The sequence below is a fragment of the Sandaracinobacter sp. genome (genome assembly GCF_041909755.1).
Lineage (GTDB): Bacteria > Pseudomonadota > Alphaproteobacteria > Sphingomonadales > Sphingomonadaceae > Sandaracinobacteroides.
In genome coordinates, this window is sequence record NZ_JAYRCW010000003.1 from 1 (window position 1) to 24557 (window position 24557).

Genomic DNA, 24557 nt, shown 5'->3' on the forward strand with positions numbered 1-24557 from the left:
GGCCCCGATGGTGAGGACGAAGCCCGCGATGCCCGGCAGCGTCAGCGTGGCGCCGATCCCTGTCATCACCGCGAAGATCAAGAGCGCGTTCAGCAGCAGCGCGGCCACCGAATAGAGGCCGAAGCGACCGTAGGTCATCAGCATGAAGATCGCCACGAACAGCGTCGCCAGCACCGAGGCGATGGCCCCGGCGCGGATCGAATCCGCCCCAAGATCCGGGCCGACGGTGCGTTCCTCGATGACTTTCAGCTCCACCGGCAGCTTGCCCGAGCGCAGCAGGATCGCCAGCTGGTTCGCGCTTTCGGTGGTGAAATTGCCGGAAATGATGCCCGACCCGCCAAGGATCGGTTCATTGATGCGCGGCGCGGAAATCACCTGCCCGTCGAGGATGATGGCAAAGGGCTTGCCGACATTGTCCTGCGTGGCCTTGGCGAAGCGCTTGCCGCCCACGCCGTCGAACCGGAAGGACACGACGGGCATGCCATCCTGGAAGGTCGGCTGGCTGTCCACCAGCTGATCCCCTGTGATGAGCGCCCGGCGCTTCACCACCAGCACGCCGCCATCGGCGTTCGGCACCACCTGGCTGCCCGGCGGGGCGCGGCCCTGTGCGGCTTCGGCGGCATCGGCGTCGGTATCGACCAGCTTGAATTCCAGCTTCGCGGTTTTCCCCAGCAGCGATTTCAGCTGTTCGGGATCCTGCAGGCCCGGCACCTGCACCACGATCCGGGTTTCACCCTGGCGGATGATCGTCGGCTCGCGGGTGCCCAGTTCGTCGATCCGGCGGCGGATCACCTCCACCGCCTGCGACATGGCGCGGTCCGTCTCTGCGGTGATGCCGGCGGCAGACGGGCGCACCGACACCCGGGTGGAATCCGCGAGGTTCACCTCGATGTCGCGCTGGGCCGAAAGCTGCCCCACCGGCTGCGAGAGGCCGCGCATGGTTTCGACGGCGCGATCCACATCCGCCGGATTGCGCACCGAGAAGCTGACCGCCCCGTTGGCGACCGACAGGTCCATATAGGGAATGGCGCCGCCATTGGCTTCGCGCAGCCCCTGGCGGACCACTTCCTCCAGCACCTCCAGCCGCGCCTTCTTCACGTCGGCCGGGTCGGCCTCAAGCAGGATGTGGCTGCCGCCGCGCAGGTCGAGCCCCAGATTCAGCTGCTTCGACGGAACGGCGGACGGAAGCCCGGCCGCCTGTTCCTCGGACAGGAAATTGGGGGCCGCGAAGATGGCCGCCGCAAGCACGGTCAGCGCGATGGCCCAGATCTTCCAGGGCGGGAAATCAAGCATCAGGGAAAACTCAGCCCTTGGCGTCGTTGGCGGCCGCAGGCGCCCCGCGCGGCGTCACGCTGGACAACGTGCCCTTCAGCGCGCGCACCTTCACCGTGGGGGCCAGCTCGATCTCCACCTCGGTGTCGGTCACCTTGGAAACCTTGCCGATCAGGCCGCCGCCCGTGACCACTTCGTCGCCCTTTTTCACGGCGTCGACCATGGCGCGGTGCTGCTTCAGCTTTTGCTGCTGCGGGCGGATGATCAGGAACCAGAAGATCAGGAACAGCGCCAGAAGCGGCAGGATCTGCATCAGCATATAGCCGATGCCGCCCGAAGCGGCGCCGCCGGCGGCGGCCTGGGCATAGGCAGGGGTGGAGAACATTTCGGTCTGACCCTCGTCAACAAAACGTCTGTGAAACGTCGGGGGAAAATCTCAAGTGGCCGCGCTTACACGCGCAGACACGGTTTTTCAAATGGGTCGCCGCCCGCTACAGGCAAGGCATGCCAGATGAAATCGCGCTGAGCCTGTTGCAGATTGCCCACAGCCTTGAACGGCTGGCCCCGCCGCCTGCGCCCGAAGCCGATCCGGCGACGGGCGCCGCCTTCCGCTGGGACGGCCGGCTGCTGCATGCGGTGCCGCGGCTGAACGCCCTGCCGCTGGCGCGGTTCGCGGGCGTGGACAGCCAGATCGCGGCGCTTCGGCAGAATGTGGCTGCGCTGGCGAAGGGCCTGCCATCGCACGACATGCTGCTGTGGGGCAGCCGGGGAATGGGGAAATCGGCCCTTGTCCGCGCCGTCGCGGCTGCCGAGGGCGTGGCGCTGGTGGAAGCCGCCGGCGACGCGCTGGCAACGCTGCCGGTGCTGTTCACCCGGCTGGAGGCGGCCGGCCGGCCCTTCCTGCTGTATGTCGATGATCTCGCCTTCGCCTCGGCGGACCCGCAGGTGCGGATCCTGCGCTCCCTGCTGGATGGCGGCGTCGCGGAACGACCCGCGAATGTCCGCCTCGCAGTCACCTCCAACCACCGTCATCTGGTGGAACGCAGCCACGAGGACAGCCGGCATGGGCGGGATTCCGCCGACGACCAGCTGGCGCTGGTGGACCGGTTTGGCCTGATCCTGGGCTTTCATGTGCCCGACCAGGCGACCTGGTTGGAGATGGTGCGCCGCCATCTGGATGCCGAGGGCCTGCCGCTGGACGAGGCCGAGGCGATCGCCTTCGCGCTGGCGCGCGGCGGGCGTTCTGGCCGCACGGCCTGGCATTATCGCACCGAACTGCTGACCCGGCGGGCGGCTCGTCAATAGGGCTTGTTTTTGCGATCAATTCGCAATAACTTTTCTGCGACTCATTCGCAGGAGAGACCCATGCGGTTCATGCTGTCCGCCGCCACCTTCATGCCGCCGCCCGTCACGGCCTTGCCGGAAGACGCCCGCATCCAGCTGAAGGCGGCGCGCATGTGGGTGATGCTGGCCCGCCATCAGCGCAACCCGAAGCCGGTGATCGCGGCCTTGCTGGGGGACAGCACGCCCGCCTTCTGCACCCTGATGGAAGGCGTGGTGACGGCCTGGCCCGACGCCTTCACCACCTTCCCGCCCTGCGCCAGCCAGCTTTCGCCCGACGAGGCGACCTTCCTGGACCTTCTGGCCCATGCCGGCGACGGCGACGAGGCGGGCGCCCACTTGCTGATGCTGGATCTGCTGCCCGCGACGGACCGGCAGCGGCTGTGGCAGGCAGCGACCCGCGCCGTGCCGGCAGGGTTCGCCTTCTGATCCCGGCCCGGGCGAAGGCCGGCGGCCCGCAGCCGCCGGTCCACCGCATATCCCCGCGCTATCGTTTGCCGCCGAACAGCTGCCGGCCGGCAAGATCCAGCAGAATTTCCTCGCTGCCGCCGCCGATCGCGTTCACCCGCACCTCGCGATAGATGCGCTCCACCCTGGATCCGCGCAGGAAACTGGCCCCGCCCAGCACCTGCGCGGCTTCGCGGGCCACGGCTTCCAGCGTGCGCGTCGCCTGCACCTTCAGCATGGCATAGCTGGCGGGCTCTCCGGTGCCCTGCCGGTGCTGGTGCGCCAGCAGGTCCACCCAGGCCTGCGTCGCTTCGATCTGGCGGACGAGATCGGCGAGCTTGATGCGGATCGACTGGTGCTGCATCAGCGGCTTGCCGAACGTCTCCCGCTCCAGCGCCCAGTCCACCGCTTCCTGAAGCGCCACCCGCGCCATCGACATGCAGCCCTGCGCCATGCCCAGCCGCTCGCTGTTGAAGTTGCGCATGATGCCCAGAAAGCCGGCGTTTTCCGGACCGATCAGGTTCTCGGCAGGCACCTCGACATCCTGGAAATAGAGCGCGGCCGTGTCGGAACAGTGCCAGCCCATCTTTTCCAGCCGTGTGCGCGAAACGCCGGGCCGGTCCGCTTCGATCAGCAGCAGCGAGATGCCGCCCATGCCCGATCCGCCGGTGCGCACCGCGACCGTCAGGTAATCGGCCCGCATGGCGGAGGTGATGAACATCTTGGAGCCGTTGACGACATAGGCCCCACCGCGCCGCTCTGCGCGGGTGCGGATGTTCGCCACGTCGGATCCGGCGCCCGGTTCGGTGATGGCAAGGCTGATGATCTTCTCGCCGCTGAGCACCGCCGGCGCGATGCGCTGCTTCATCGCATCCGATCCCATCGCCAGAATCGGCGGCAGGCCGATGCCGTGCGTCATCAGACTGGCGCCCAGCCCGCCCGCGCCGGGGGCCGACAGCTCTTCCGTCTGCACCAGCGAGTGGAAGATGTCGAAGCCGTCGGAATGGCCGCCGAATTCCTCTGGGTATCCCAACCCCAGCACGCCGGCCTCGGCCGCCTTGCGGTGGAGTTCGCGCGGCAGTTCGCCATCGCGCTCCCACTGGTCGATGTGGGGATCCACCTCTCGCGAGACGAAGGCGCGCACGCTTTCCGCCACGGCCTGATGGGTTTCATCATAGAAAGGCGATTTCGCCCGCCAGCGTTCGAACAGTCGCATTGCATTCTCCTCGGCCTGCACGCTAGCAATCAGCCATTGAGGGGAAATAGCTGATGAAAATCCTTGTCGCCGCGCTTCTTGCCGCCACCGCCGCTCCGGCGGTCGCCCAACCGGCCACGCCGTTCCAGGCAGCCGACATCTATGATCTTGCCATGGTGACGGGGCCGCTTGTCTCCCCGGACGGGTCGCGGGTGCTTTACCAGCGCACCACGTTCGACCGAGGGCTGGACCGGCGGATGAACGAGCTGTGGCTCGCCCATCTGGACCCGTCGGGCAAGATCATCGACAGGCGGCTGCTGGTCGCGCGCGATGTGGGGCCGCGGCAGGCGCAATGGTCCCCCGATGGCAGCCGGATCGCCTATGTCGCGCAGGCGCTGGGCAAGGCGCAGATCCATGTGCTGGCGCTGGCCGACGGCGTGGGCCGCGCCATCACCACCGGCGAAACGGCGCCGTCGCAGATCCGCTGGTCCCCCGATGGGCGGCGCATCGCCTATGTCGGCCGGATCGAGGCGAAGCCTGCCAGCATCAAGGGCATGCCGGACAAGCCCAAGGGCACGGAAAGCGCGCCCGACGCCAAGATCATCGACGACCTGTTCTGGCGGGCGGACGGCGCGGGCGAGATCAAGCCCGGCGCGACGCACCTGTTCGTGGCCGACGCGGCGACCGGCGCGATCACCCAGCTGACCGTGGGGGAGAAGGACCAGGTGAACGACGACGGGGGCATCGCCTGGACGGCCGACGGCCGCGCCATCGTCGCACCCTTCGGCAAGGACCCGGTGAACGGCCCGCGCGAGATCGACCTCTATCTCTATGAGGCAAAGGTCGGCGACGGCGGCAAGGTCTGGCCGGCGGTGCAGTTGACCAGCCGGCCGGGCAGCGAATATGCGCCCGAAGTCTCGCCCGACGGGAAGACGGTCGCCTTCCTCGGCACGCCGGCCTCCGACCAGTTCTATGACATGCCGGAACTGTGGACGACGGGGGCGACGCCGGGCGGCGTGATCACCCACCTTTCAAAGGCGCTGGACCGCCCTGTCGCCGGCATGGACTGGGCGGCCGATGGGCGCAGCCTGACCATCCTCTACAATGACGAAGGCACCCAGCGCGTCGCCCGCGTCGACGCCGCGTCGGGCGCGACCACAATCCTTGTGCCGTCCGTCGGCGGCACGCGGCTCTATCTGCCCTCGTCCGGCGGGCAGGCGAGCTGCGTGGCCGATCTGTGCGCCTTCACCAGCGCCCATACCGACCGGCCCGCCGGGCTGGGCATCGCGCGCGGAACCGTCCAGACGGACCTGCTGGACGTGAACGCCCAGTGGGCCGCAACCCGCAGGGCCGCGCGCATCGAGGAAATCAATGTCGCCTCCCGCGCGGACGGCAAGCGGGTGCAGGGCTGGATCGCCTTCCCGCCGGACTTCGACGCGAAGAAGAAATATCCGATCATCCTCGACATCCATGGCGGCCCCAACAGCGATTACGGCCCCTTCTTCTCGGTGACGCATGCCCTGTATGCCGCCGCCGGCTATCTGGTGCTTTATACCAATCCGCGCGGATCGATCGGCTATGGCAACGCCTTCGCCAACGCGATCACCAATGCCTATCCGGGGCAGGACCATGACGACCTGATGACCATGGTGGATGAGCTGGCGAATCGCCCCTATGCGGATGCGCGGAACCTGTTCATCGGCGGCGGATCGGGTGGCGGCGTGCTGACGCTGTGGGCGATCGGGAAAGAGCCGGACAAGTTCCGCGCCGCCGTCGCCCTGCGCCCCGTGGTGGACTGGACGAACCAGGTGACGACGTCCGACGGGACCTCCTTCTTCATGAAGCACTGGATGGGGGCCACGCCCTGGGACAAGCCCGAGCTTTATTTCAGCCGCTCCCCCTTCAGCCTGGCGGGGCAGATCCGGACGCCGACGCTGCTGATCACCGGGGAAAGCGACTTCCGCACCCCCATCGCCCAGACGGAGCAGATGTTCGGCGCGCTGAAGCTGCGCGGCGTGGATGCAGAGATGATCCGGCTGCCGGGCGCCGGGCACGGCATGGGGCGGCCCAGCCAGTGGCTGCAATCCATCCTGGCGCCCATCGACTGGTTCAACGAGCGTAAGGCGAAGTAGCGGCGCGAAGAAGCGGCGCGGGCGGGCGGCGCGCTGCGGCGCGCCGCCGAATTCCGGCGTCAGTTGCTGGCGACCAGCTCCACCTTGGGTGCGGCGGCTGCGCGCGGGCTGAAGCGGCCGTCCACCTGCCCGCCGGGCTCGATCGTCAGCTTGTCATAGCTGACGTCGCCGGTGATGCGGGCGCTGGCCTGGATCACCAGATCCTTGGCGTCGATCGACCCTTCCACCGTGCCGGCCAGCCGCGCGGTATCGGCCCTGACGGCACCCCGGATCACGCTGCCCGCGCCCTGAACGAGGCTGGCGCAGCTGACATCGCCGTTCACCCGGCCATCGAGGTGCAGGTCCACCCCGGCGCTGATATTGCCGTCGATGGTGACGTCGGCGCCCAGCACGGAGAAGGAGCCGCCCTGCCCTGCCCGGCCCTGCGCCCTAGACGGTTGCGTCACGGCCTGAGACTCGCTCGCGGGCGTCTGCCTTGACTTCGAGAACATGGGGGTTCGCCTCCAGGAAACGACGGGGATTGACGGCGGCGCCGTTCACCCGGACTTCGAAATGCAGGTGGGTGCCGGTGGACCGGCCGGTGGAGCCCATGCGGGCAATGGTGTCGCCGGAGTCCACCCTGTCGCCCACGCGGGCGGCAAAGCCGGCCAGGTGGGCATAGCGGGTGAGCAGGCCGTGGCCATGATCGACCTCCACCACATTGCCATAGCCGGATTTCACGCCGACGAAGCTGACGCGGCCGGGGGCCGCCGAGCGGATCGGGCTGCCGTGAGGGCCGCGGAAATCGATGCCCGCATGCATGGCGCGCTGGCCGTTGAAGGGGTCATAGCGGGTGCCGAAGCCACTCGTCGTCTGCATGCCGACGGCCGGGCTTCCGGACGGCAGCGCGACAATCAGCGATTCCACCTGCTCCATCCTGAGCAGCGTCGCCTCCAGCCGCTTCAGCGCCGGATCGGTCGGCGCGTCCTCGCGCTTCGCGCGCCAGGGCAGGAAAGGCCCGCCCTGCGCCAGCCGGGCGCGGGGTTGCAGGCCGACGGCCAGCAGCGCGGCTTCGGCGCGCGCGGTGCGGCGGGCGGCAGCCTGCGTCATCGCGGCCACCAGCCTGTCCTGCCGGGCATCCATCAGCTTCACGCGCCGGGCAGGATCGGCGGCGGGCTGCTGCAGGGCGGCCGGCTGCGCAACGGCGGCGGGCGGGGCCGGGCTGGCCGCGGCCGGGGCATCCTCCAGCGCGCGCGCCGCCTCTGGATCATCGCCGAAATGGGATTTGAACAGGCTTTCCAGCTGCTGCTGGCGGGATTCCACGTCGCGGGCGATCTGTTCGGCGCTGCGCCGTTCTGCCGCGACCCGCACTTCGGCCTGCGCCAGCGCGGCGGCCCGATCGGCCATGTCGCGGTTCTGCCAGCTCGTCCAGGCCTGCCAGCCGATCAGGCCGGCGGTGCCGGCAAGCCACAGCCCGGCCGCGCCCAGCGCGAGACCGGCGGCCTTGCGCTGCACCCCGGCGCCAAGGCGCAAGTAGCGCACATGGCCCTCCGTCCGCACGATCAGTTCATGATCGCGAAACAGCTTGTTCCATCGGCCGGAGAGTGAACTCCAGCTGGCGAGCACTGGCACTGAGGTTGGTGACCCTTGGACTTGTCTGGTTGATCCGCCCTGTGTGCGCCGACCTAGCAGCGCGCCCCCGCCGCTCCGACTCAGCGCGCGCGAATCCGTGACGAGTCGAAAGAGATTCGCGACGAGCGGCGGGAATGGCCGCCCGACTTCATCCGAAGGTCATGAACATGGCCGAACGCGGGTGGTTCAGACCTTCAGCCTGTCGGCATATTTTGCCATGAATTTCCGTACCTTGGGGCTGACGACAGCCGTGCAGTAGGGGTTATTGTCACCGATTCGGTCGAAATATTCCTGATGCTCGTCCTCGGCCGGATACCAGGGCGCGGCGGGCTCCACCGTGGTGACGACGGGCGCGGCCCAGTCGGCCTGGGCGCGGGCGATGGCGGCCTTCGCCTCGGCCTCCTGCGCGGGGGATTGCGGGAAGATCGCGCTGCGATACTGCGGCCCCACGTCATTGCCCTGCCGGTTCAGCTGGGTCGGGTCATGCGTGGCCAGGAAGATGTCGAGCAGGTCGCCATAGGGGATCCGGGCGGGATCGAATTCGATCTTCACGGCCTCGGCGTGGCCGGTGTCTCCGTTGCAGACCTGCTTGTAGCTGGGGTGGGCCACATGGCCGCCTGTGTAGCCGCTTTCCACCGACTGCACGCCCCGCAACCGGTCGAAGATCGCCTCCACGCACCAGAAGCATCCGCCTGCAACGATTGCCGTTTCCAGCTTTGCGGCCTCGCCCATTCATCCCTCTCCCATATTCGCGGAAACGATCCTGCAGCCGCACATGGGCATGCGGTGGCCCGGCGGCAAGGGCGGGACCCGTCCCGGCCGGCGAGGGCGTGGAACGCCACTTTTTGGTTAACGCAATGAAAATACTGTTGCGAACGGCCCGCGAACAGGGTCAATTATCCATATTGAGTCGTCCAAACGGGGCCGGATGGACGCTCATGCAACAGGTAGGGGACATCATCATGAAGATCTCAGGGCGCACGTCCGCCATCGCCTTTGGTCTGCTCGCAGCGAGCAGCCTGGCAATCCCGACGGCAGCAAGCGCGCAGAGCAACCGTTCCATTTCGGGCGCTTCCAAGGGCCTGGCATGGACCGCCAGCAACATGATCGTGGGCGTGGATTCCACCGCGACCGTGGCGGGCGGCGGCAACCCGCTCTATTTCGCGAACAAGCCGCAGTACAGCGGCGTGGTCACGCTGATCATGCAGTATAACGGCGTCGGCGCCTTCATCTGCACCGGCAGCCTCGTCGGCCGCAACAAGGTGGTCACCGCCGCGCACTGCGTGTCGGACGGTTACGGCTCCAAGGGGCCGGACAAGGTGACGGCCTATTTCTCCGACAGCTCCGATCCGGATCTGGTGCGCTTCGGCCCCGGCTTCGTCGCGGCGCCCGGCGCGATCGCCATCGATTCGAGCTATGTCCATGTGAACCCCGGCTACACCGGCCAGGTGATCGACCAGAACGACATCGCCGTGATCACGCTGGCGAGCAACGCGCCGTCTTACGCCAAGGCCTATGACTTCTATTTCGAGGATGATCTGTCGGGCCAGTCGTTCAACGTGGTCGGCAACGGCCGCCGGTCCGATGTCGGCGGCGATGTCGGGGCGAACCTGGGCACCGGCCGGATGCGCCAGGGCGAGAACATCTATGACTATGCCCTGGGCGACGCCATCTGGGGCGGCTTCTGGGATGGCTTCTTCGGCTCGGCCGACGTCACCAACAGCTGGCTTTCCGATTTCGACAATGCCAGCCCGCAGATCATCGACGGCGAGCTGTTCGTCGGCAACGATCAGGGCTGCATCATCGGCGTCGTGCTGACCGGCACCGCGTTTGGCTGCAACCCCTATCTGGGCGACATCGAAGTCGGCGTGGCCGGCGGCGATTCGGGCGGCCCGCAGTTCCTGAACGGCAAGCTCGCCTCGGTCACCTCCTATGGCCTGACCTTCGGCGCGGACTTCGGCGACATCGACGACGCCCTGAACAGCAGCTTCGGCGAATTTTCGGGCTATGTGCCGATCTACGCCCATGAAGACTGGCTGAAGAGCGTGGTTCCGGAACCTGCCACCTGGGCGATGATGATCGCCGGCTTCGGCCTGGTGGGCACCATGATGCGCCGCCGCCGCACGGCGGTCGCCGCCTGAGGCAGGGCTGAAGGGGCCTGCTGGCCCCTTCAGACCAGACATGAAAAAGGGGCCGTCGGCACATCGCCGGCGGCCCCTTTTTCCGTTGCGACGCGTGGGCTGGCCGCGATCAGCCCTGCCAGCTCAGCACCGGCTGCCGCGCCGCGCGCGTTTCATCCAGCCGGCTGCGCGGCGCGAAATGCGGGGCGCTGGCAAAGCGCGCGCCGTCGCCCGCCTTTGCCGCAGCCGCGATGCCGCGCAGCGCCGCGATGAACTGGTCCAGCCGCGCCTTGCTCTCCGTCTCGGTCGGTTCGATCAGCATCGCGCCATGAACCACCAGCGGGAAATACATGGTCATCGGGTGGAAGCCCTCGTCGATGAGCGCCTTGGCGACATCCAGCGTGGTGACGCCCGTGTCCTTCAGGAAGCTGTCGTCGAACAGCGCCTCGTGCATGCACGGGCCGGTTTCCCCGAACGGCGCGGACAGAAGATCATCCAGGCTGCGCAGGATATAGTTGGCGTTGAGCACGGCATCTTCCGCCACCTGCCGCAGCCCGTCTGCCCCGTGCGACTGGATATAGGCCAGCGCGCGCACGAACATGCCCATCTGCCCGTGGAAGGCGGACAGCCGGCCGAAGCTGCTGCCATGATCCTCGGCGCTCGCGGATTCCTCTTCCACCAGATGGTAGCGGCCGTTCGCTTCCACCACGAACGGCAGCGGCGCGAAGGGGGCAAGCGCCTCTGAAAACACGACCGGACCCGAACCGGGCCCGCCGCCGCCATGCGGGGTGCTGAAGGTCTTGTGCAGGTTGATGTGCATTGCATCCACGCCCAGGTCCCCGGGGCGGACGCGGCCGACGATGGCGTTGAAATTGGCCCCGTCGCAATAGACAAAGGCGCCCGCGGCATGAACGGCATCCGCGATGCGCTTCAGATCGGGCTCGAACAGGCCGCAGGTGTTGGGGTTGGTGATCATCACCGCCGCGACGTCCGGCCCCAGCCGGGCCAGCAGCGCCGCCGTATCCACCCGTCCGCGCGAATCCGCCGGGATGCTCTCCACCGCATAGCCGCAGAAGGCCGCCGTCGCCGGGTTGGTGCCATGCGCTGATTCCGGCACCAGCACCACCGAACGCGCATCGCCCTTTGCATCATGCGCGGCGCGGATCGCCAGCATGCCGCAAAGCTCCCCATGGGCGCCCGCCTTGGGCGACATGGCGACGGCCGGCATGTTGGTGAGCGCCTTCAGCCATTCGGCCAGGCTGTGGATCAGTTCCAGCGCGCCCTGCACCGTATCCTGCGGTTGCAGGGGGTGCACATCTGCAAAGCCCGGCAGCCGGGCCAGCTTCTCGTTGAGGCGCGGGTTGTGCTTCATGGTGCAGCTTCCCAGCGGGAAGAAGCCGAGGTCGATGCCGTAATTCTGCCGGCTGAGGCGGGTGTAGTGGCGCACGGCCTCCCCCTCTGCCAACCCGGGCAGGCCGATCGCGGCATCGCGTGACAGGCCGCCAAGGCGCGAGACATGGGCGGGGGGGGCCTCGAGATCCACGCCCGTCACGTCGGGGGAGCCGACCTCGAAGATCAGCGGCTCTTCCAGCATCAGCGCCGGGTTGCCGGTGATGGTGGGGGCGGCGGCACCCGGCGCGCTGGCCGGCGCGGACGGGCGGCCCTGAGTGTTCATGCTCATTTCGAAACCACTTCGGTCAGTGCGCGCACCAGCGCGTCAATGTCGGCAGGGGAAACCGTTTCGGTTGCTGCGATCAGCAGAACATTTGCCAGATCGGGCCTGTCCGGCCAGAGCCGCTCGGCGCTGACGCCGCCCAGCACGCCCATTTCCGCCATGTCGCGAACGGCCTGCCGCGCGGGCACCGGCAATGCGACGGCAAACTCGTTGAAGAAGCGCTCCGTCAGCAGGGTCACGCCCGGAATCGCCGCCAGCCGCTCTGCCGTTTCGCAGGCGCGGGCATGGTTCAGCGCCGCCAGCTGCCGAAGCCCCTTTTCCCCCAGCAGGGTCATATGGATGCTGAAGGCGAGGCTCATCAGCCCGGAGTTGGTGCAGATGTTGGAGGTCGCCTTCTCGCGGCGGATATGCTGCTCGCGGGTGGACAGAGTCAGCACGAAGCCGCGCCGGCCATCCGCATCCACGGTTTCCCCGCACAGGCGCCCCGGCATCTGCCGCACATGCTTCAGGTTGCAGGCGAACAGCCCCAGGTGCGGGCCGCCGAACTGAAGCCCGACGCCCAGCGATTGCCCCTCGCCGACGACGATGTCGGCCCCCATCTCTCCGGGCGAGCGGATCGCACCCAGGGAAACCACTTCGGTCACCACCACGATCAGCAGCGCGCCCTTCGCATGGCAGGCGTCCGCCAGCGGTGACAGGTCCGCCACATGGCCGAAGCAGTCCGGGTTCTGCACGATCACCGCCGATGTGCGGTCATCGATCCGGGCGATCAGATCGGCCATGTCATCCGTGGGTGGCGTGCGGCCCGGCGTGGGCGCCGCCGTCTCCAGCTCGTCGCCGGTGAAATGGCACAATGTTTCCGCTGCGCGCACATAGTGCGGATGTACCCCGCGGGAGATCAGCGTTCTGGGGCGCTTCGTGATGCGGCGGGCCATGAAGATGGCCTCGGTCGTCGCCGTCGCGCCGTCGTACATGGAGGCATTCGCCACCTCCATGCCAAACAGCCGCGCCACCTGGGTCTGGAACTCGAACAGATATTGCAGCGTGCCCTGGGCGATTTCCGGCTGATAGGGCGTGTAGCTTGTCAGGAACTCGCCGCGCTGGATCAGGTGATCCACCGATGCCGGCACATGGTGGCGATAGGCCCCGGCCCCGATGAAGAAGGGATGTGCGCCCGCCGCCATGTTCTTCGCCGCCATCCGGGTCAGCTCGCGCTCCACCAGCATTTCGCCCTGGTGATGCGGCAGGCCGGGGATCGGGCCGGGCAGCCGGGCCTCGGCGGGGACGTCCACGAACAGATCGTCGATGGTGGGCGCGCCCACCTTTGCGAGCATCGCGGCCCGGTCGTCCGGCGTCAGGGGAAGATATCGCATGCGATCGTCCTACAGGGGTTTCCGGGCCTGCCAGCGCAGGCGGACATAATCGGCGCTCCAGTTGCCGGCGCTGTCTTTCAGCACCGGCTCCAGCAGGGCCTCGATCTCGTCGATGACGGTGGCCCGGGCGGCTTCGGGCACGCCCGATTCATCGAGGAATCCGGCGCGGAATGTTTTCAACCAGCCGCGGATTCCGGTGGGAAGCGGGGTGGGCCGCCCGATGATGCGGGCGTCGATCCCGGTGAATCCGGCCGCCCGGTGGATGGCGGTGAAGGCCTCCGCCGTCAGATAGGTCTGCCCGCCGCCCGATTCAGGGCTGTAGCCATGCGCCTTCAGCACGGCGCGCAGCGCGGTGCGGATTGCGGCGATGTTCATGAAGCCGCCGCATTCGCCCACATAGCGCCCGCCCGGCTTCAGCGCGCGGAACACGCCCGTGGCCACCGCCCGCTGGTCCGGCATCCAGTGCAGCGCCGCGTTCGAGAACACGGCATCAAACTGCGCATCGAAGGGCAGTGCCTGACCATCGACCTGCCGGACATCCAGCCCGCGGTCCCGCGCGGCCTGAAGCATGGGCGCGGAACTGTCCACGCCCAGCACCTGCGCGCCGGCGGCGACCAGTTTTTCGGTCAGCACGCCGTCGCCGCAGCCAAGGTCCAGAATGGATTCGCCGGCGTGCGCGGCCAGCAGATCCAGCACGGCGTTGCCCAGCGCGGGCACGAAGCCCGCGTTGGCGGCATAGTCGGCGGCGTTCCAGCCCATCAGAGCGTCTCGGTGAAGGCCTTGTAGGCGGCTTCGTCCAGCAGCCCTTCCAGCTCGGCCGGGTTGGAGAGCTTCAGGCGGAAGAACCAGCCTTCGCCTTCCGGCGCGCTGTTCACCAGATCCGGCGTCGCTTCCAGCGCGGCATTGGCTTCGGTGACCGTGCCGGACACGGGGGCATAGACCTCGCTCGCGGCCTTCACGCTTTCCACCACGGCCGCTTCCTTGCCGGCCGCGACCATCCGGCCGGCCTCCGGCAGCTCCACGAACACGACGTCGCCCAGCTGGCCCTGCGCATAATCGGTGATGCCGACGGTCGCGATGTCGCCGTCAACATCAATCCACTCATGATCCTTGGTGAAATATCGCATGACCTATCCCCTTCAGCGGACGTAGTTTTTCTGGTGGAACGGCATCGGAACGACCTGCGCCGGCAGGCGCTTGCCGCGAACCTCGATCTCGAGCGTGGTGCCGTCGGCGGCATGCGCCGACAGCACATAGGCCATGGCGACGGGCGCCCCGACAGACGGGCCGAACCCGCCCGAGGTGACGACACCCACCTTCGCGTCGCCCGCGAACACCTCCGCGCCTTCGCGCGCGGGCTGGCGGCCTTCCAGCTTCAGCCCCACGCGCTTTCTGGCCGGGCCGTCCAGCAGCGCCTTCAGGATGCGCGCCGCCCCCGGAAATCCGCCCTCCGCCTTCCGCCGCTTGGAAACGGCGAACGCGAGGCCCGCTTCGACCGGCTCGATTTCGGGCGTGAGATCATGGCCGTAGAGCGGCAGGCCCGCTTCCAGCCGCAGCGAATCCCGCGCGCCAAGGCCGATCGGTTTCACCCGCGCATCGGCAAGCAGCCGGTCCGCAAAGGCCCGCACCTGGGCTGCCGGAAGCGAGATCTCGTACCCGTCCTCGCCCGTATAGCCCGAGCGCGTGACAGCGAGTTTCGCATCGCCCCACAGGAACCGGCCGGCGGTCATGAACTTCATGTCTGCGATAGCGGGCTGGCCGGCGTTTTCGGGCGGCAAGGCCAGCGACGCGAGCGCCTCAACGGCGAGCGGCCCCTGCAGGGCCAGCAGCGCATGATCTTCCAGATGGGTCAGCACCAGCTCCGGCGGCAGGGTGCGGCGCATGTGGGCGATGTCGTCCAGCTTCGTCGCGCCGTTCACCACGATGTAGAAGCGGTTGCCGGGCGCGGCGGAATCGATGTTGGTGACCATCAGGTCGTCGAGGATGCCGCCATCGTCTGCCAGCAGCAGCGTATAGCGGGTGCGATGCGGCTGCAGCCCCCGGAAATCGCCGGGCGCGATGCGTTCCAGCCAGTCCGCCGCGCCGTCGCCTTCCAGCAGCAGCTGGCCCATGTGGCTCACGTCGAACAGCCCGGCGCTGTCCCGCGTCCACAGATGCTCGGCCATCACGCCCGATGGATATTGCACCGGCATGGCATAGCCCGCGAACGGCACCATGCGGCCGCCGAGCTCCTTGTGCAGGGCATCGAGCGGCAGGGTCTTCAGGCTCGCAAGATCGACATCGGCCACAGGCGCAGTCCTTCCGTGACGCGAACAGGCCCCTCCCCTTGAGAAGCCCGCCGCCCGCCCCCGCCTGTCACGAGTACCTGAGAGCTTTCGCCGGGCCTGCGCGGCCCCGCTTACCCCTTCGGTGGGCAGTGTCGCCACTGCCGCTTTCCAGACTGCCGTTTCCTGCCCGGAAGCGTCGCTGCGGTCCTTTGGCCTGAGAGATTCCGGGGGCGGTTGCTCCTTCGGCGGCCCCGGATCAGGTCCGGCGCACTCTCCCGCAGCGCCGCCGGGCCTTCGCCCGCCGACGCGAGGAGCCATGGCCGAGGGGCGCCGATTCGGTCAATGCCGGAGAGGCGGTTCAGTCCACCGCGCGCTCGATCGCGGTGCCCACTGATTTCACGTCCCGGCCGATGCCGCGCGTGGTGTTGCATCCCGCCAGCAGCAGCGCGGGCACCAGCAGGAAAGCGGCAAGTTGCAACCTGGTCATCATCTTCATCCTTTCAGCCCTCCGGCATGCGGACGACCGCCTTGCCCAGCAATGAACCGTCCTGCATCGCCCGGAAGGCGCGCGGGGCCTCCTCGAACGGCACCTCCAGCCCCACAATCGGGCGCAGATGCCCTTCGCCCGCGATCCGGTCGATCTCGTGCATGGCGCGCCGGCCCAGCGCCGGATCCTGCCGCCCGGCCTCGCCCGCGCGGACGCCGACGATCTCGATCCCCTTCAACAGCGCCAGGTTGGTGGGCACCCTGTCGGGCATGCCCGCCACGAAGCCGATCACCAGATAGCGCCCGCCCCAGCGCAGCGTCTTCAGCGCGGGCAGCACCGCCGGCCCGCCGACGGGATCGAACAGAATATCCACCTCTCCCTTCAGGGCCGAAAGGTCGGGTGCGGCACGGTCCATCATCAGCACCGCATCCGCGCCGGCCTGTTTCGCCGCATCCAGCTTGGCCTGCGACGAGGCCGCCGCCGTGACGTGCGCGCCCAGCGCCTTTGCCATGGAAACTGCCGCCAGCCCCATGCCGCCGCCCGCGCCCAGCACCAGCACATGTTCGCCGGGTTGCAGCCGCCCGCGCGGCACCAGCGACACCCAGGCCGTCAGCGCGCCGGTGGTGAAGCCGGCCGCCTCGGCGTCGGCCAGCGCCTCCGGCACCTCGCGCAGGCTTGCGAGCGGGAGGGTCACCTGTTCCGCCAGCAGGCCGGTGCGCCCGCCCAGCAGCAGGCGATGGCCGAGCAGGTCGCCCGAAACGCCCTCCCCCACGGCCGCGATGCGCCCCACGCCTTCCATGCCCGGCGTGAACGGCAGCGGCGGCTTGAACTGGTAGCCGCCCGACAACATCAGCAGATCAGGATAGTTGAGGCCCACGGCGGACACGGCGACCGTCACTTCCCCCGGCCCCGGCGGGGCGGGATCGGGCACCTCGCGCAGCTCCAGCGCGTCGAGGCCCTCCAGTCGTTCGATCACCCAGGCCCGCAATTCGCCTCTCCCTTGCCTCTCTCTCCCTTATGGCGGGTTGCGGCAGCGCGTGCCCCCATGTCAATGCCGCAACATTGGGAGTGCAATCGGGAGAGATGGATGTTCAGCTTCGGGCAGATCCTGTCGGCAATCGGTGGGCGGCTGGGCGAGGCCCCCGCCCTGATCCACGGGGATGAGGTCGTCAGCTGGGCCGACTATGACCGGCGCACCGACGCGCTGGCGGGCGCCTTTCTGGCCGCCGGCGCCGGGCCGGGGGACCGTGTCGCGCACCTGATGCGCAATTCGCCCGCCTACCTCCTCACCACCGGCGCCGCCTTCAAGGCGCGCATGGTGCATGTGAACGTGAACTACCGCTACACCGGCGAGGAGCTGGCCTATATCCTCGACAATTCGGATTCCGCCGTCGTCGTCTATGATGCGGAATTCGCCGACGTGCTGGACGGCATCCGGCAGCGCCTGCCGGGCGTGAAGCTGTGGCTGCAGGTGGGCGGAACGCCGCCGGCCTGGGCGCAGGATTTCGATGCCGTCTCAAGGGGCGCGTCAGCCCCGGTCAAGGCCGATCACAGCCCGGACGACATGCTGTTCATCTACACCGGCGGCACCACCGGCATGCCCAAGGGCGTGATGTGGGACCAGGGCGCGCTGTGGACGGTGCTGGGCGCGGGGGCGCCCCTGCCCGGCATGCCGGGGCCGGATTCGATCGAGGCGCATGTCGCCGCGATCGAGGCGGCGGAGGCGCGGCGCAAGGTGCTTGCCCTGCCGCCCCTGATGCACGGAACCGGCCTGCTGATGGGCATCTATTGCCTGGCGCTGGGCGGCACGGTGATCACGGCGGCCGCGCGCAACTTCGATCCCGGCGAGGCGCTGAAGCTGACCGAGCGGCACAACCCCGAAGTGGTGGTGATCGTGGGCGACGCCTTTGCGCGGCCCATCCTGCGCGCGATCGAGTCGGGCGAGGGCCGGCTGGGACAGGTGGGAATGATGATCTCGTCCGGCACGATGTGGTCGCCGGAAATCAAGGCAGCGCTGATCGGCCATTGCCCCACGATGATGTGCTTCGACAGCTATGGCTCGTCCGAGGGGCTCGGCTATGGCGCGTCGGTGAACACGGCGGAAAATGCCGACGCCCCCACCCGCTTCGTCCATGATCCCTCGACCGTGCTGGTCGACCTGGACGAGGAGACGGGCGCGATGCGGATAATCACGGAAGCCGGCGTTCCGGGCCGGGTGGCGCGCACCGGGCTGATCCCGCGCGGCTATTGGAAGGATCCCGCGAAGAGCGCCAAGACCTTCGTGACCATCGAGGGCCAGCGCTATACCATGCCCGGCGATTTCGGCATGTACGAGGCCGACGGCTCCCTCGTGCTGCTGGGCCGGGGCAGCCAGTGCATCAACTCCGGCGGGGAGAAGATCTTCCCCGAAGAGGTGGAGGAAGCGCTGAAGACCCATCCGGCCGTGGAAGACGCGCTGGTGTTCGGCGTGAAGGACGAAAAATGGGGCCAGGCGGTGACGGCCGTGGTGGAAACCCGAGCCGCCGTCACCGAAGCCGACCTGATCGCCCATGTGAAGGCGAACCTTGCCGCCTACAAGGCGCCCAAGACGGTGGTGATGGCCCCGGCCTGCCCGCGAGCGCCCAACGGCAAGGCGGATTACGACAGCGCGCGGAAGCTGGCGGAAGACGCGATGGCGGTGCGGGCCGCCTGAACCGAAGCGCCTCCGTGCGACCCTGAAGGGCAGCGCGCGGCGCTAGCGTGTGGCGCGGGGCAGTTCGAGCGCGAAGGTGGAACCCTTCCCTTCGACCGAGCTGACATCGACGCGGCCGCGATGCCGTTCGACAACGGCCTTCACGAAGGCAAGGCCGAGGCCCGCGCCGGGGGCGGAAGCGGCGGCCGCCGCGCCTTCCGGCGGGGCCAGGCGGCGGAACGGCTCGAACAGCTTCGACAGATCCTCTTCCGCGATGCCCCGGCCCTGGTCTGCGATCTCGCAGCGGACGATGCCCGGCTTCAGCCGCACCCGCGCCTCCACCCGCGTGCGCTCGTCGCTGTACTTGATCGCGTTGCCGATGAGGTTCGTGACGGCGCGTGTCAGCAGGGCGCGGTCGCCCGTTACCATCGCCTCGTCCTCCGGCAAGTCGGAGACGATGCGGATGCGCTTGGCGTCGGCCAGCGGCCACAGATCGTCCACCGCGTCGAGGAGCGCATCGGACATGTTGAAGGTTTCCACGACAAAGCGGCCGCTTTCCGCGCGCGCCAGGTGCACGAAATCGTCCGCAAGGCTCAGCGTCTGGTGGGCATAGCGTTCCAGCCGCCGGGCGAGTTCGGGCGGCACCTTCTGCCCCTCGGCCTCCAGCACCGCCAGGATCGAGGCCTGGGGGGCGCGCATGTCGTGCGTGAGCAGGCGCAGCGCATCCTCGCGCTGGCGTTCGGACGCGCGCAGTTCGGTGATGTCGGCAAAGCGCGCGATCCAGCCCAGCGGCCGCCGGCCCGCATCGGTGAAGAAGGCGAGGCGGATTTCCAGGCTGGTGCCATCCGTCAGCCGGGTTTCATAACCGCCCTCGTCCGGCACGGCCTGTGCACGCATTGCCGCCAGCAGCTCCACGGCGCGCGGATCGGGCAGGCGCGGGTCGCTGTCGAAGCCCCGGAACAGCTCGGCGAGCGGCTTGCCCAGCAGAACACCGGGCACGAGGCGCGCGAACAGCGCATCGGCGGCGTCATTCGCGATCAGCACCTTCCCATCCAGATCGGTCACGACGGCGGCGTCGGGCAGGCTGTCCAGCGATTGGGCGACGAACTGCCGAAGGTCGCGCACGTCGCGGATGGCTTCGTGCATCAGCACGATCTGCTTTTCGACCGGGTCGCCCTGAACGGGTTCCCGCATGCGGGGCAACACATCCGGCTCTGACCGCAGCTCGCGCAGTTCCGCCACCATGTAGCGGCTGGCGAGATCGAGCCGCCGCCAGCCCCACAGCGGATAGATGAGGCCGATGGCGATCAACGCCATCGCAGGCGGCAGCCAGACGCGGAAAACCGCCAGACCCAGCAGCGTCATCAGGAAGATGCCGAAGCCGATGGCGACACCCAGCCACAGGTTGATGCGCGGCCCCAGGAACAGGAGGCTCATCATCAGCGCCCACACCGGCAGCAGCGAATAGAGCAGCCACACCCAGGGCGCGACGGGCCGGATCATCCGGTCGTCCATCAGGCTGTCCACATAATTGGCGTGCAGTTCCACCCCGGCCATGGTTTCCAGCGTGCCGGACATCGGCGTGGAGAAACGGTCGCCCATGCCGGCGGCCGTCGCGCCGACCAGCACGATGCGGCCCCGCAGGAGATCCGCAGGCACGCGGCCGTTCAGCACGTCCGCATAGCTGAGCTGGGCATAGGTGCCGGACGGGCCGGCAAAGGGAATGAGATTGCGCGCCGGCGCATAGACGGGCGCTTCGGCCAAGGGCCTGGGCGCATCCAGCCGCGCGGCGTCCCCCTGGACCAGCGCGACCACCGCTTCCGACATGTGGATGTCCTGCCGGTCCTTGCCGTCTGTCAGGATATCGATGCCGCGCACCACGCCGTCGCGATCCGGGCGGGTGGTGACATGGCCTATACCCCGTGCGGCGCCCGCAATCGGCTGCGCGGGCGGCACCCGCAGGGCCGGGGCGCCGTTCGGGCCGGGCACCTCGATGTACGAGGCGAGCAGGACGCGGCCGTTGCGCGCGATGGCGTCTGCCAGCGCCCTGTCAGCTTCCGGCAGGGTCGGTTCGGGCACCAGCACGTCGAAGCCGACGGCAGCGGCGCCGGCCGCGGTCAGCTGGTCGATCAGCCGGGCATGCACGTCGCGGTTCCAGGGCCAGTGGCCGATTTCGGCGAGGCTGGGATTGTCGATCGACACGATCAGGATGCGCTGACTCGCCGGCGGCGGATTCAGCCGCAGCACGAAATCATAGAAGAGATTGTCGGCCCGCACGGGCGGCGACAGGAAACTGATGGCGAGGATGGCAATCGTCGCCGTGATGAGCACACCCCACCATTCGACGAGCATCCGCCTGCTCTGGAAGCTGAACTCGCCGCTGTTCAGGGCGCGCCCACCCGTTGCGGGCGTCTGGACGTCCGCCCGCGCAGGTACCGGAACGGGGCGATCCAGCTTGTTCATCGCAGGATGCTAGGGGCCCGGACCGGCCGGCTCAACCCCCCCGGCGGTCAGGCCGCCGGTAGGCGGCGCCGACGCCGGATGGCATAGCCGACAAGGCCGAAGCCCGTGATCATCATCATCCAGGTCGCGGGCTCGGGGATGACGCCCGCGCCATTGCCGCCGGGATCCGGGCTGCTGCCCGAGCTGCCGCCACCGGGGCCGACATCGACCGGCTGCTGCGGATTGCCCGTGGGCGGCGCAGGATCGGTGGGGATGATCACCGGGCCTTCACCCGGAAGGGTCGGCCCATCAGGATCGCCCGGCTGGCCGCCATTGAAGCCGCCCGACCCGCCGGGTGTGCTGCCGGAGCCGCCGGGCGTGCTGCCGGATCCGCCGATGCCGTTGTCGCCACCGGGCGTTACTCCGCCGCCGGAACCGCCGTTGCCCGAACCGCCGCCGGAGGAACCGCCGCCGGAGGAGCCGCCGCCGGAACCACCGCCGCCACCACCAAAGCCACCGCCGGAGCCGCCACCGCCGCCACCACCGGAGCCGCCGCTGGAGCCGCCGCCCGATCCGCCGGAACCACCGGAACCGTTACCGATGGGCAGCAGGGCAGCATAGCTGTCTCCGCCGACGCTGTCGGACAGGCCGGCTTCATCGAGCGGGATGATGGGCTCGTCGCCGGGCAGCTGGCCATCCTCGCCGGATGCGCCGCCATCGTCGGCGCCAGCCGCGCCGCTGACGGAGGCAAAGGTCGTGCTGCCGGCATCACCGTCGAACCAGTCGAATTCATTGCCCTCGCGGGAGCCGAGTTCGGCCAGCTGATCCCGCCGTTCTTCGGCGGCACGCTGCTCGGCCGGATCGGCCTGCCCCGCCCAGCTGCGCTGGAACGTCACGGCGTCGGCGGGCATGCCCTCCAGGCCGAGCGCATCCACCGCGAAGGCGCGCACATGATACTGGCCGTTGGGCACATCCTTGAACACGGCTTCGGTGCCATCGACCTGAAGGCTGCCGACGCGATCGGTGAAGGCAGCATCGGTCGCGATTTCCACGATATAGCCGACAGCGCCCTGCACCGGCTTGATCCGGAAGGTCACGGCTTCCGCGTCCTGCACACGATCCGGCGTGTCGACGGCGGGGGCCGGCAGAAGCTTGAAGGCCTTTGTGGCGCCGCCGGAGGTGGTGAGGTTGCCATAGCCGCCCCGCACCATCACGTCTTCGATCCCGCCGATGCGCGAGACGGACACCTTGCCTTCGGTCACGACGGTCGCGGCCTTCAGTTCGTCGGGCGTGTAGCTGACCTTGAATTGCGTGCCGCGCACAGCCGCCACCGCGACGGGCGTCGTGATCAGGAAGCGCGAAGCCGGGTTCGCCATCGGCGTGACGCGCGCTTCGGACCGGCCCTGTTCCAGTGTGAAGCGGCGATCGATCGAATCCGACATCGGCACCTGCCGCAGCCGGGCGAGCCGGATGCGGCTGGCAGAGGGCAGCGAAACCTGGCTCTTGTCTGGCAGGGCAAGCGTGGCGAAGCCGTTCGGGCCGGTCACCAGAATGTCGCCCTCGCCCAGCTCCATGCCCTTGGCAACGGGCAGAGCGCCGTTCTTGCGGAGCACCCGGACATCGCCGCGGAAGGCCACGAGCTCTGCCGTGATGGGGTTCGTCTTCAGCCAGCTGGAGCGCAGGCGAAGGACGGTGCCGGCCGGCAGGTCGTCCGGGTCCTTCACCTTGTTCAGCGCCATCATCCGGCGCCAGTCCTCGGGGTTCACGAACCACTGGCCGGCGATCGACTTCAGCGTTTCGCCGCCCTTCGTGCGATAGGTGATGATCTCGTCAGTCGTTTCCGCCTGCGCACGCTGCCGCTGCTCCAGGCGAGCCCCATTGGGCATCGCCGGCGCAGTGGCTGCAAGAAGCAGCAGGAAGGCGGGGACCGCGCGACGCATGGCGCTTACGCCGCGTCCTCGATCGGTTCGGCGCTGTGGGCGACGTTGGTCGGCTCCAGCCGGTAACCGTAGGAATAGACGGGCAACACACGGAAGCCGTTTTCGGCCCGGAGATTGAGCTTGGAGCGGATGCGCGACACATGGGCGTCCAGCGTGCGCGTCTCCGCCTCGGGGCTCTGCCCCCAGATGCTTTCCAGAAGGTAGCTGCGCGACAGCGGGCGCGACATGTTCTCGAACAGCATCATCGCCAGCGCCAGTTCCTTGGCCGTCAGCTTCACGGGCTCGCCATGGACGGTGACCGTTTCGGTCGGCACGTCGAAACTGTAGGCGCCCCAGGCGGCGGCCATCTTCTGCGGCTTGTTCAGCTGCGCGCGGCGCAGGGCGGCATCCACCCGCGCCATGAACACAACCGTGTTCAGCGGCTTCACGATGTAATCGTCGGCGCCGGCCGCCAGACCCGTCACGACATCCTCGTCGTCCGCACGGCTGGTGATCATCAGGATGGGAAGGTTGGCGTGCTGGCCCTGCCGCACGGTTTCCAGCACCTCGATGCCGGACATGCCGGGCATGTTCCAGTCCACGATCAGGAGATCGAAGGTATCCTGCCGAAGCCGGTTGATCAGCGTCCGCCCCTGGTGGAAGACTTCGCAGCCATGGCCCGCATCCGCCAGCAGCTTCACCACCAGCTCGGTCTGAGCCTTGTCGTCATCGAGTACCGCACAGCGCATGTTCGCGTTCCAGTCCTGACCCTATATTGTTCGTTCCGGCCCCATTTCAACGCGTGCCAGTTTCACCCACGAGCCGCGTTTACCACAGCCCCGCATCGTTAACTGTAAACATCTGATTCACAGTTCGCAACAGCTTGCAGTTCCAGTGCAACAACTGCTCGCAAACTGTGCCTTTCGCGCAACTTTTTCAAAACTGCCGCGCGATAGACCGGCCTGGCAAACACCAGGCCGAATGCGACGTCCGGCCCCCCGATTCGACGCATCTCGATGCTCTCTTGCCGCCTTTCACGGCAGGAAGAAGGCGGAATTTGGCCACCGCCCGTGCCGAAAACCGAAAAAATGCGGCCAAAGGGGGGGAAAGCGCCCTTTTGCCGTTTGACGATGGGCAAAAGCGGTGAAATGAGAAGCGCACCAAGGGTCGCGCCAGGGGATATAGCCAGGCCGATCATTGTACATGGCCCGGTGCGTCAACAATCCGGGCCGCAAGCCGAACACCCGGCCAGCCGGCCTGCCCCCGCAGGCATGGGCAGCCGTTTCAGGGTATAAGGGAGAGGGACCGAAAATGGCCGACAAGAAACCGAACGCACTTCAGACCCCGCTGACCCCGTCTGCGGAACTCGCCGCGATCGTCGGCAGCGCCAAGCTTGCCCGCGGCGAAGTGGTCAAGAAGGTGTGGGACTATATCAAGGCCAACAATCTTCAGGACGCCAAGGACAAGCGCCGGATCAATGCCGACGCCAAGCTGAAGCCGATCTTCGGCGTCGACAGCGTGACCATGTTCGAAATGAACAAGCACCTGGCCAAGCACCTGTCGTAATAACCGGCAGCCAGCCAGGCTGGATCAGGGAAGGGGCGG

Annotated in this window: 23 protein-coding genes and 2 riboswitches; of the genes, 6 read left to right on the forward strand and 17 right to left on the reverse strand. The window is 68.2% G+C overall.

Features of this window, described 5'->3' with window-relative positions:
- Positions 1-1293, reverse strand: a 1293-nt coding sequence (secD, locus tag ACE3O8_RS00820) for a protein translocase subunit SecD (protein ID WP_374385761.1), incomplete at its 3' end; no start/stop codon positions are given.
- Between the two features lie 10 nt (positions 1294-1303).
- The gene (yajC, locus tag ACE3O8_RS00825) at positions 1304-1657 is read right to left on the reverse strand and encodes a preprotein translocase subunit YajC (protein ID WP_374385763.1); all 354 of its coding nucleotides are present in this window, start codon (positions 1655-1657) and stop codon (positions 1304-1306) included.
- A 119-nt stretch (positions 1658-1776) separates the two neighbouring features.
- Between yajC and ACE3O8_RS00830 the strand changes: the two genes are divergently transcribed.
- Both ACE3O8_RS00830 and ACE3O8_RS00835 read left to right on the forward strand, forming a co-directional pair.
- The gene (locus tag ACE3O8_RS00830; RefSeq protein WP_374385765.1) at positions 1777-2577 is read left to right on the forward strand and encodes a DUF815 domain-containing protein; all 801 of its coding nucleotides are present in this window, start codon (positions 1777-1779) and stop codon (positions 2575-2577) included.
- Positions 2578-2637: 60 nt separating this feature from the next.
- Positions 2638-3042, forward strand: a complete 405-nt coding sequence (locus ACE3O8_RS00835; RefSeq protein WP_374385767.1) for a hypothetical protein — start codon at positions 2638-2640, stop codon at positions 3040-3042.
- 58 nt (positions 3043-3100) lie between these two features.
- On the opposite strand, the gene ACE3O8_RS00840 is transcribed toward ACE3O8_RS00835, so the two are convergent.
- Complete coding sequence (locus tag ACE3O8_RS00840; protein ID WP_374385769.1) at positions 3101-4276, reverse strand: acyl-CoA dehydrogenase family protein; 1176 nt, start codon at positions 4274-4276, stop codon at positions 3101-3103.
- Positions 4277-4329: 53 nt separating this feature from the next.
- Here ACE3O8_RS00840 and ACE3O8_RS00845 point away from each other — a divergent pair, with 53 nt between their 5' ends.
- Positions 4330-6387: a prolyl oligopeptidase family serine peptidase gene (locus tag ACE3O8_RS00845; RefSeq protein ID WP_374385771.1), complete on the forward strand. Its 2058-nt coding sequence runs from the start codon at positions 4330-4332 to the stop codon at positions 6385-6387.
- A 59-nt stretch (positions 6388-6446) separates the two neighbouring features.
- On the opposite strand, the gene ACE3O8_RS00850 is transcribed toward ACE3O8_RS00845, so the two are convergent.
- From ACE3O8_RS00850 to msrA, 3 genes are all read right to left on the reverse strand, one after another.
- Entirely contained in the window at positions 6447-6833 is a 387-nt protein-coding gene (locus tag ACE3O8_RS00850; protein ID WP_374385773.1) for a polymer-forming cytoskeletal protein, read from the reverse strand.
- Positions 6817-7998, reverse strand: coding sequence for a M23 family metallopeptidase (locus ACE3O8_RS00855; RefSeq protein ID WP_374385774.1), 1182 nt, complete (start codon positions 7996-7998; stop codon positions 6817-6819). Before ACE3O8_RS00855 ends, ACE3O8_RS00850 begins: the two co-directional genes overlap by 17 nt.
- A gap of 186 nt (positions 7999-8184) precedes the next feature.
- Positions 8185-8730 carry a peptide-methionine (S)-S-oxide reductase MsrA gene (msrA, locus tag ACE3O8_RS00860; RefSeq protein ID WP_374385776.1) on the reverse strand — a complete coding sequence of 182 codons (546 nt, stop codon included), beginning with the start codon at positions 8728-8730 and terminating at the stop codon, positions 8185-8187.
- Between the two features lie 230 nt (positions 8731-8960).
- Here msrA and ACE3O8_RS00865 point away from each other — a divergent pair, with 230 nt between their 5' ends.
- Positions 8961-10139 (forward strand): PEPxxWA-CTERM sorting domain-containing protein, encoded by a 1179-nt coding sequence (locus ACE3O8_RS00865; RefSeq protein ID WP_374385778.1) that lies wholly within the window; start codon positions 8961-8963, stop codon positions 10137-10139.
- Positions 10140-10248: 109 nt separating this feature from the next.
- Here ACE3O8_RS00865 and gcvPB read toward each other — a convergent pair whose 3' ends face one another.
- From gcvPB to ACE3O8_RS00900, 7 genes are all read right to left on the reverse strand, one after another.
- The gene (gcvPB, locus tag ACE3O8_RS00870) at positions 10249-11799 is read right to left on the reverse strand and encodes an aminomethyl-transferring glycine dehydrogenase subunit GcvPB (RefSeq protein ID WP_374385780.1); all 1551 of its coding nucleotides are present in this window, start codon (positions 11797-11799) and stop codon (positions 10249-10251) included.
- Complete coding sequence (gene gcvPA / locus ACE3O8_RS00875; protein ID WP_374385782.1) at positions 11796-13166, reverse strand: aminomethyl-transferring glycine dehydrogenase subunit GcvPA; 1371 nt, start codon at positions 13164-13166, stop codon at positions 11796-11798. The genes gcvPB and gcvPA overlap by 4 nt, the downstream gene beginning before the upstream one ends.
- Before the next feature lie 9 nt (positions 13167-13175).
- Positions 13176-13925 (reverse strand): trans-aconitate 2-methyltransferase, encoded by a 750-nt coding sequence (locus tag ACE3O8_RS00880; protein ID WP_374385784.1) that lies wholly within the window; start codon positions 13923-13925, stop codon positions 13176-13178.
- A complete protein-coding gene (gene gcvH, locus ACE3O8_RS00885) occupies positions 13925-14293 on the reverse strand; it encodes a glycine cleavage system protein GcvH (RefSeq protein ID WP_374385786.1) in 369 nt (122 codons plus the stop codon). Before gcvH ends, ACE3O8_RS00880 begins: the two co-directional genes overlap by 1 nt.
- Before the next feature lie 12 nt (positions 14294-14305).
- Complete coding sequence (gene gcvT, locus ACE3O8_RS00890) at positions 14306-15454, reverse strand: glycine cleavage system aminomethyltransferase GcvT (RefSeq protein ID WP_374385788.1); 1149 nt, start codon at positions 15452-15454, stop codon at positions 14306-14308.
- Between the two features lie 54 nt (positions 15455-15508).
- A riboswitch (glycine riboswitch) is annotated at positions 15509-15615 on the reverse strand.
- Between the two features lie 10 nt (positions 15616-15625).
- Positions 15626-15721: riboswitch (glycine riboswitch) on the reverse strand.
- 70 nt (positions 15722-15791) lie between these two features.
- Positions 15792-15920, reverse strand: a complete 129-nt coding sequence (locus ACE3O8_RS00895; RefSeq protein WP_374385790.1) for an entericidin A/B family lipoprotein — start codon at positions 15918-15920, stop codon at positions 15792-15794.
- A gap of 13 nt (positions 15921-15933) precedes the next feature.
- Positions 15934-16896 carry an NADPH:quinone oxidoreductase family protein gene (locus ACE3O8_RS00900; RefSeq protein WP_374385792.1) on the reverse strand — a complete coding sequence of 321 codons (963 nt, stop codon included), beginning with the start codon at positions 16894-16896 and terminating at the stop codon, positions 15934-15936.
- Between the two features lie 111 nt (positions 16897-17007).
- Here ACE3O8_RS00900 and ACE3O8_RS00905 point away from each other — a divergent pair, with 111 nt between their 5' ends.
- On the forward strand, positions 17008-18612 hold the full coding sequence (locus ACE3O8_RS00905; RefSeq protein ID WP_374385794.1) for an AMP-binding protein: 1605 nt from the start codon (positions 17008-17010) through the stop codon (positions 18610-18612).
- Between the two features lie 42 nt (positions 18613-18654).
- On the opposite strand, the gene ACE3O8_RS00910 is transcribed toward ACE3O8_RS00905, so the two are convergent.
- The 4 genes from ACE3O8_RS00910 to ACE3O8_RS00925 form a co-directional block, all read right to left on the reverse strand.
- Positions 18655-21054, reverse strand: coding sequence for a CHASE2 domain-containing protein (locus ACE3O8_RS00910; RefSeq protein WP_374385796.1), 2400 nt, complete (start codon positions 21052-21054; stop codon positions 18655-18657).
- A gap of 47 nt (positions 21055-21101) precedes the next feature.
- Complete coding sequence (locus ACE3O8_RS00915) at positions 21102-22919, reverse strand: FecR domain-containing protein (RefSeq protein WP_374385798.1); 1818 nt, start codon at positions 22917-22919, stop codon at positions 21102-21104.
- A 59-nt stretch (positions 22920-22978) separates the two neighbouring features.
- The gene (locus ACE3O8_RS00920; RefSeq protein ID WP_374385800.1) at positions 22979-23701 is read right to left on the reverse strand and encodes a response regulator transcription factor; all 723 of its coding nucleotides are present in this window, start codon (positions 23699-23701) and stop codon (positions 22979-22981) included.
- 98 nt (positions 23702-23799) lie between these two features.
- Positions 23800-24150 (reverse strand): hypothetical protein, encoded by a 351-nt coding sequence (locus ACE3O8_RS00925; RefSeq protein ID WP_374385802.1) that lies wholly within the window; start codon positions 24148-24150, stop codon positions 23800-23802.
- Positions 24151-24155: 5 nt separating this feature from the next.
- Between ACE3O8_RS00925 and ACE3O8_RS00930 the strand changes: the two genes are divergently transcribed.
- Positions 24156-24518, forward strand: a complete 363-nt coding sequence (locus ACE3O8_RS00930) for an SWIB/MDM2 domain-containing protein (RefSeq protein ID WP_374385804.1) — start codon at positions 24156-24158, stop codon at positions 24516-24518.
- Positions 24519-24557: the final 39 nt, after the last annotated feature.

Excerpts from the sequence above, each read along its gene's own strand:
- ACE3O8_RS00915 (WP_374385798.1), bottom strand. The coding sequence starts at position 22,919 with ATGCCCAATGGGGCTCGCCTGGAGCAGCGGCAGCGTGCGCAGGCGGAA.
- ACE3O8_RS00845 (WP_374385771.1), top strand. The coding sequence starts at position 4,330 with ATGAAAATCCTTGTCGCCGCGCTTCTTGCCGCCACCGCCGCTCCGGCG.
- ACE3O8_RS00925 (WP_374385802.1), bottom strand. The coding sequence starts at position 24,150 with ATGATCGGCCTGGCTATATCCCCTGGCGCGACCCTTGGTGCGCTTCTC.
- ACE3O8_RS00880 (WP_374385784.1), bottom strand. The coding sequence starts at position 13,925 with ATGGGCTGGAACGCCGCCGACTATGCCGCCAACGCGGGCTTCGTGCCC.
- yajC (WP_374385763.1), bottom strand. The coding sequence starts at position 1,657 with ATGTTCTCCACCCCTGCCTATGCCCAGGCCGCCGCCGGCGGCGCCGCT.
- ACE3O8_RS00830 (WP_374385765.1), top strand. The coding sequence starts at position 1,777 with ATGCCAGATGAAATCGCGCTGAGCCTGTTGCAGATTGCCCACAGCCTT.
- ACE3O8_RS00920 (WP_374385800.1), bottom strand. The coding sequence starts at position 23,701 with ATGCGCTGTGCGGTACTCGATGACGACAAGGCTCAGACCGAGCTGGTG.
- ACE3O8_RS00930 (WP_374385804.1), top strand. The coding sequence starts at position 24,156 with ATGGCCCGGTGCGTCAACAATCCGGGCCGCAAGCCGAACACCCGGCCA.
- ACE3O8_RS00865 (WP_374385778.1), top strand. The coding sequence starts at position 8,961 with ATGAAGATCTCAGGGCGCACGTCCGCCATCGCCTTTGGTCTGCTCGCA.
- msrA (WP_374385776.1), bottom strand. The coding sequence starts at position 8,730 with ATGGGCGAGGCCGCAAAGCTGGAAACGGCAATCGTTGCAGGCGGATGC.
- ACE3O8_RS00910 (WP_374385796.1), bottom strand. The coding sequence starts at position 21,054 with ATGAACAAGCTGGATCGCCCCGTTCCGGTACCTGCGCGGGCGGACGTC.
- ACE3O8_RS00835 (WP_374385767.1), top strand. The coding sequence starts at position 2,638 with ATGCGGTTCATGCTGTCCGCCGCCACCTTCATGCCGCCGCCCGTCACG.
- gcvH (WP_374385786.1), bottom strand. The coding sequence starts at position 14,293 with ATGCGATATTTCACCAAGGATCATGAGTGGATTGATGTTGACGGCGAC.
- gcvPB (WP_374385780.1), bottom strand. The coding sequence starts at position 11,799 with ATGAGCATGAACACTCAGGGCCGCCCGTCCGCGCCGGCCAGCGCGCCG.
- gcvPA (WP_374385782.1), bottom strand. The coding sequence starts at position 13,166 with ATGCGATATCTTCCCCTGACGCCGGACGACCGGGCCGCGATGCTCGCA.
- ACE3O8_RS00905 (WP_374385794.1), top strand. The coding sequence starts at position 17,008 with ATGTTCAGCTTCGGGCAGATCCTGTCGGCAATCGGTGGGCGGCTGGGC.
- ACE3O8_RS00895 (WP_374385790.1), bottom strand. The coding sequence starts at position 15,920 with ATGACCAGGTTGCAACTTGCCGCTTTCCTGCTGGTGCCCGCGCTGCTG.
- ACE3O8_RS00840 (WP_374385769.1), bottom strand. The coding sequence starts at position 4,276 with ATGCGACTGTTCGAACGCTGGCGGGCGAAATCGCCTTTCTATGATGAA.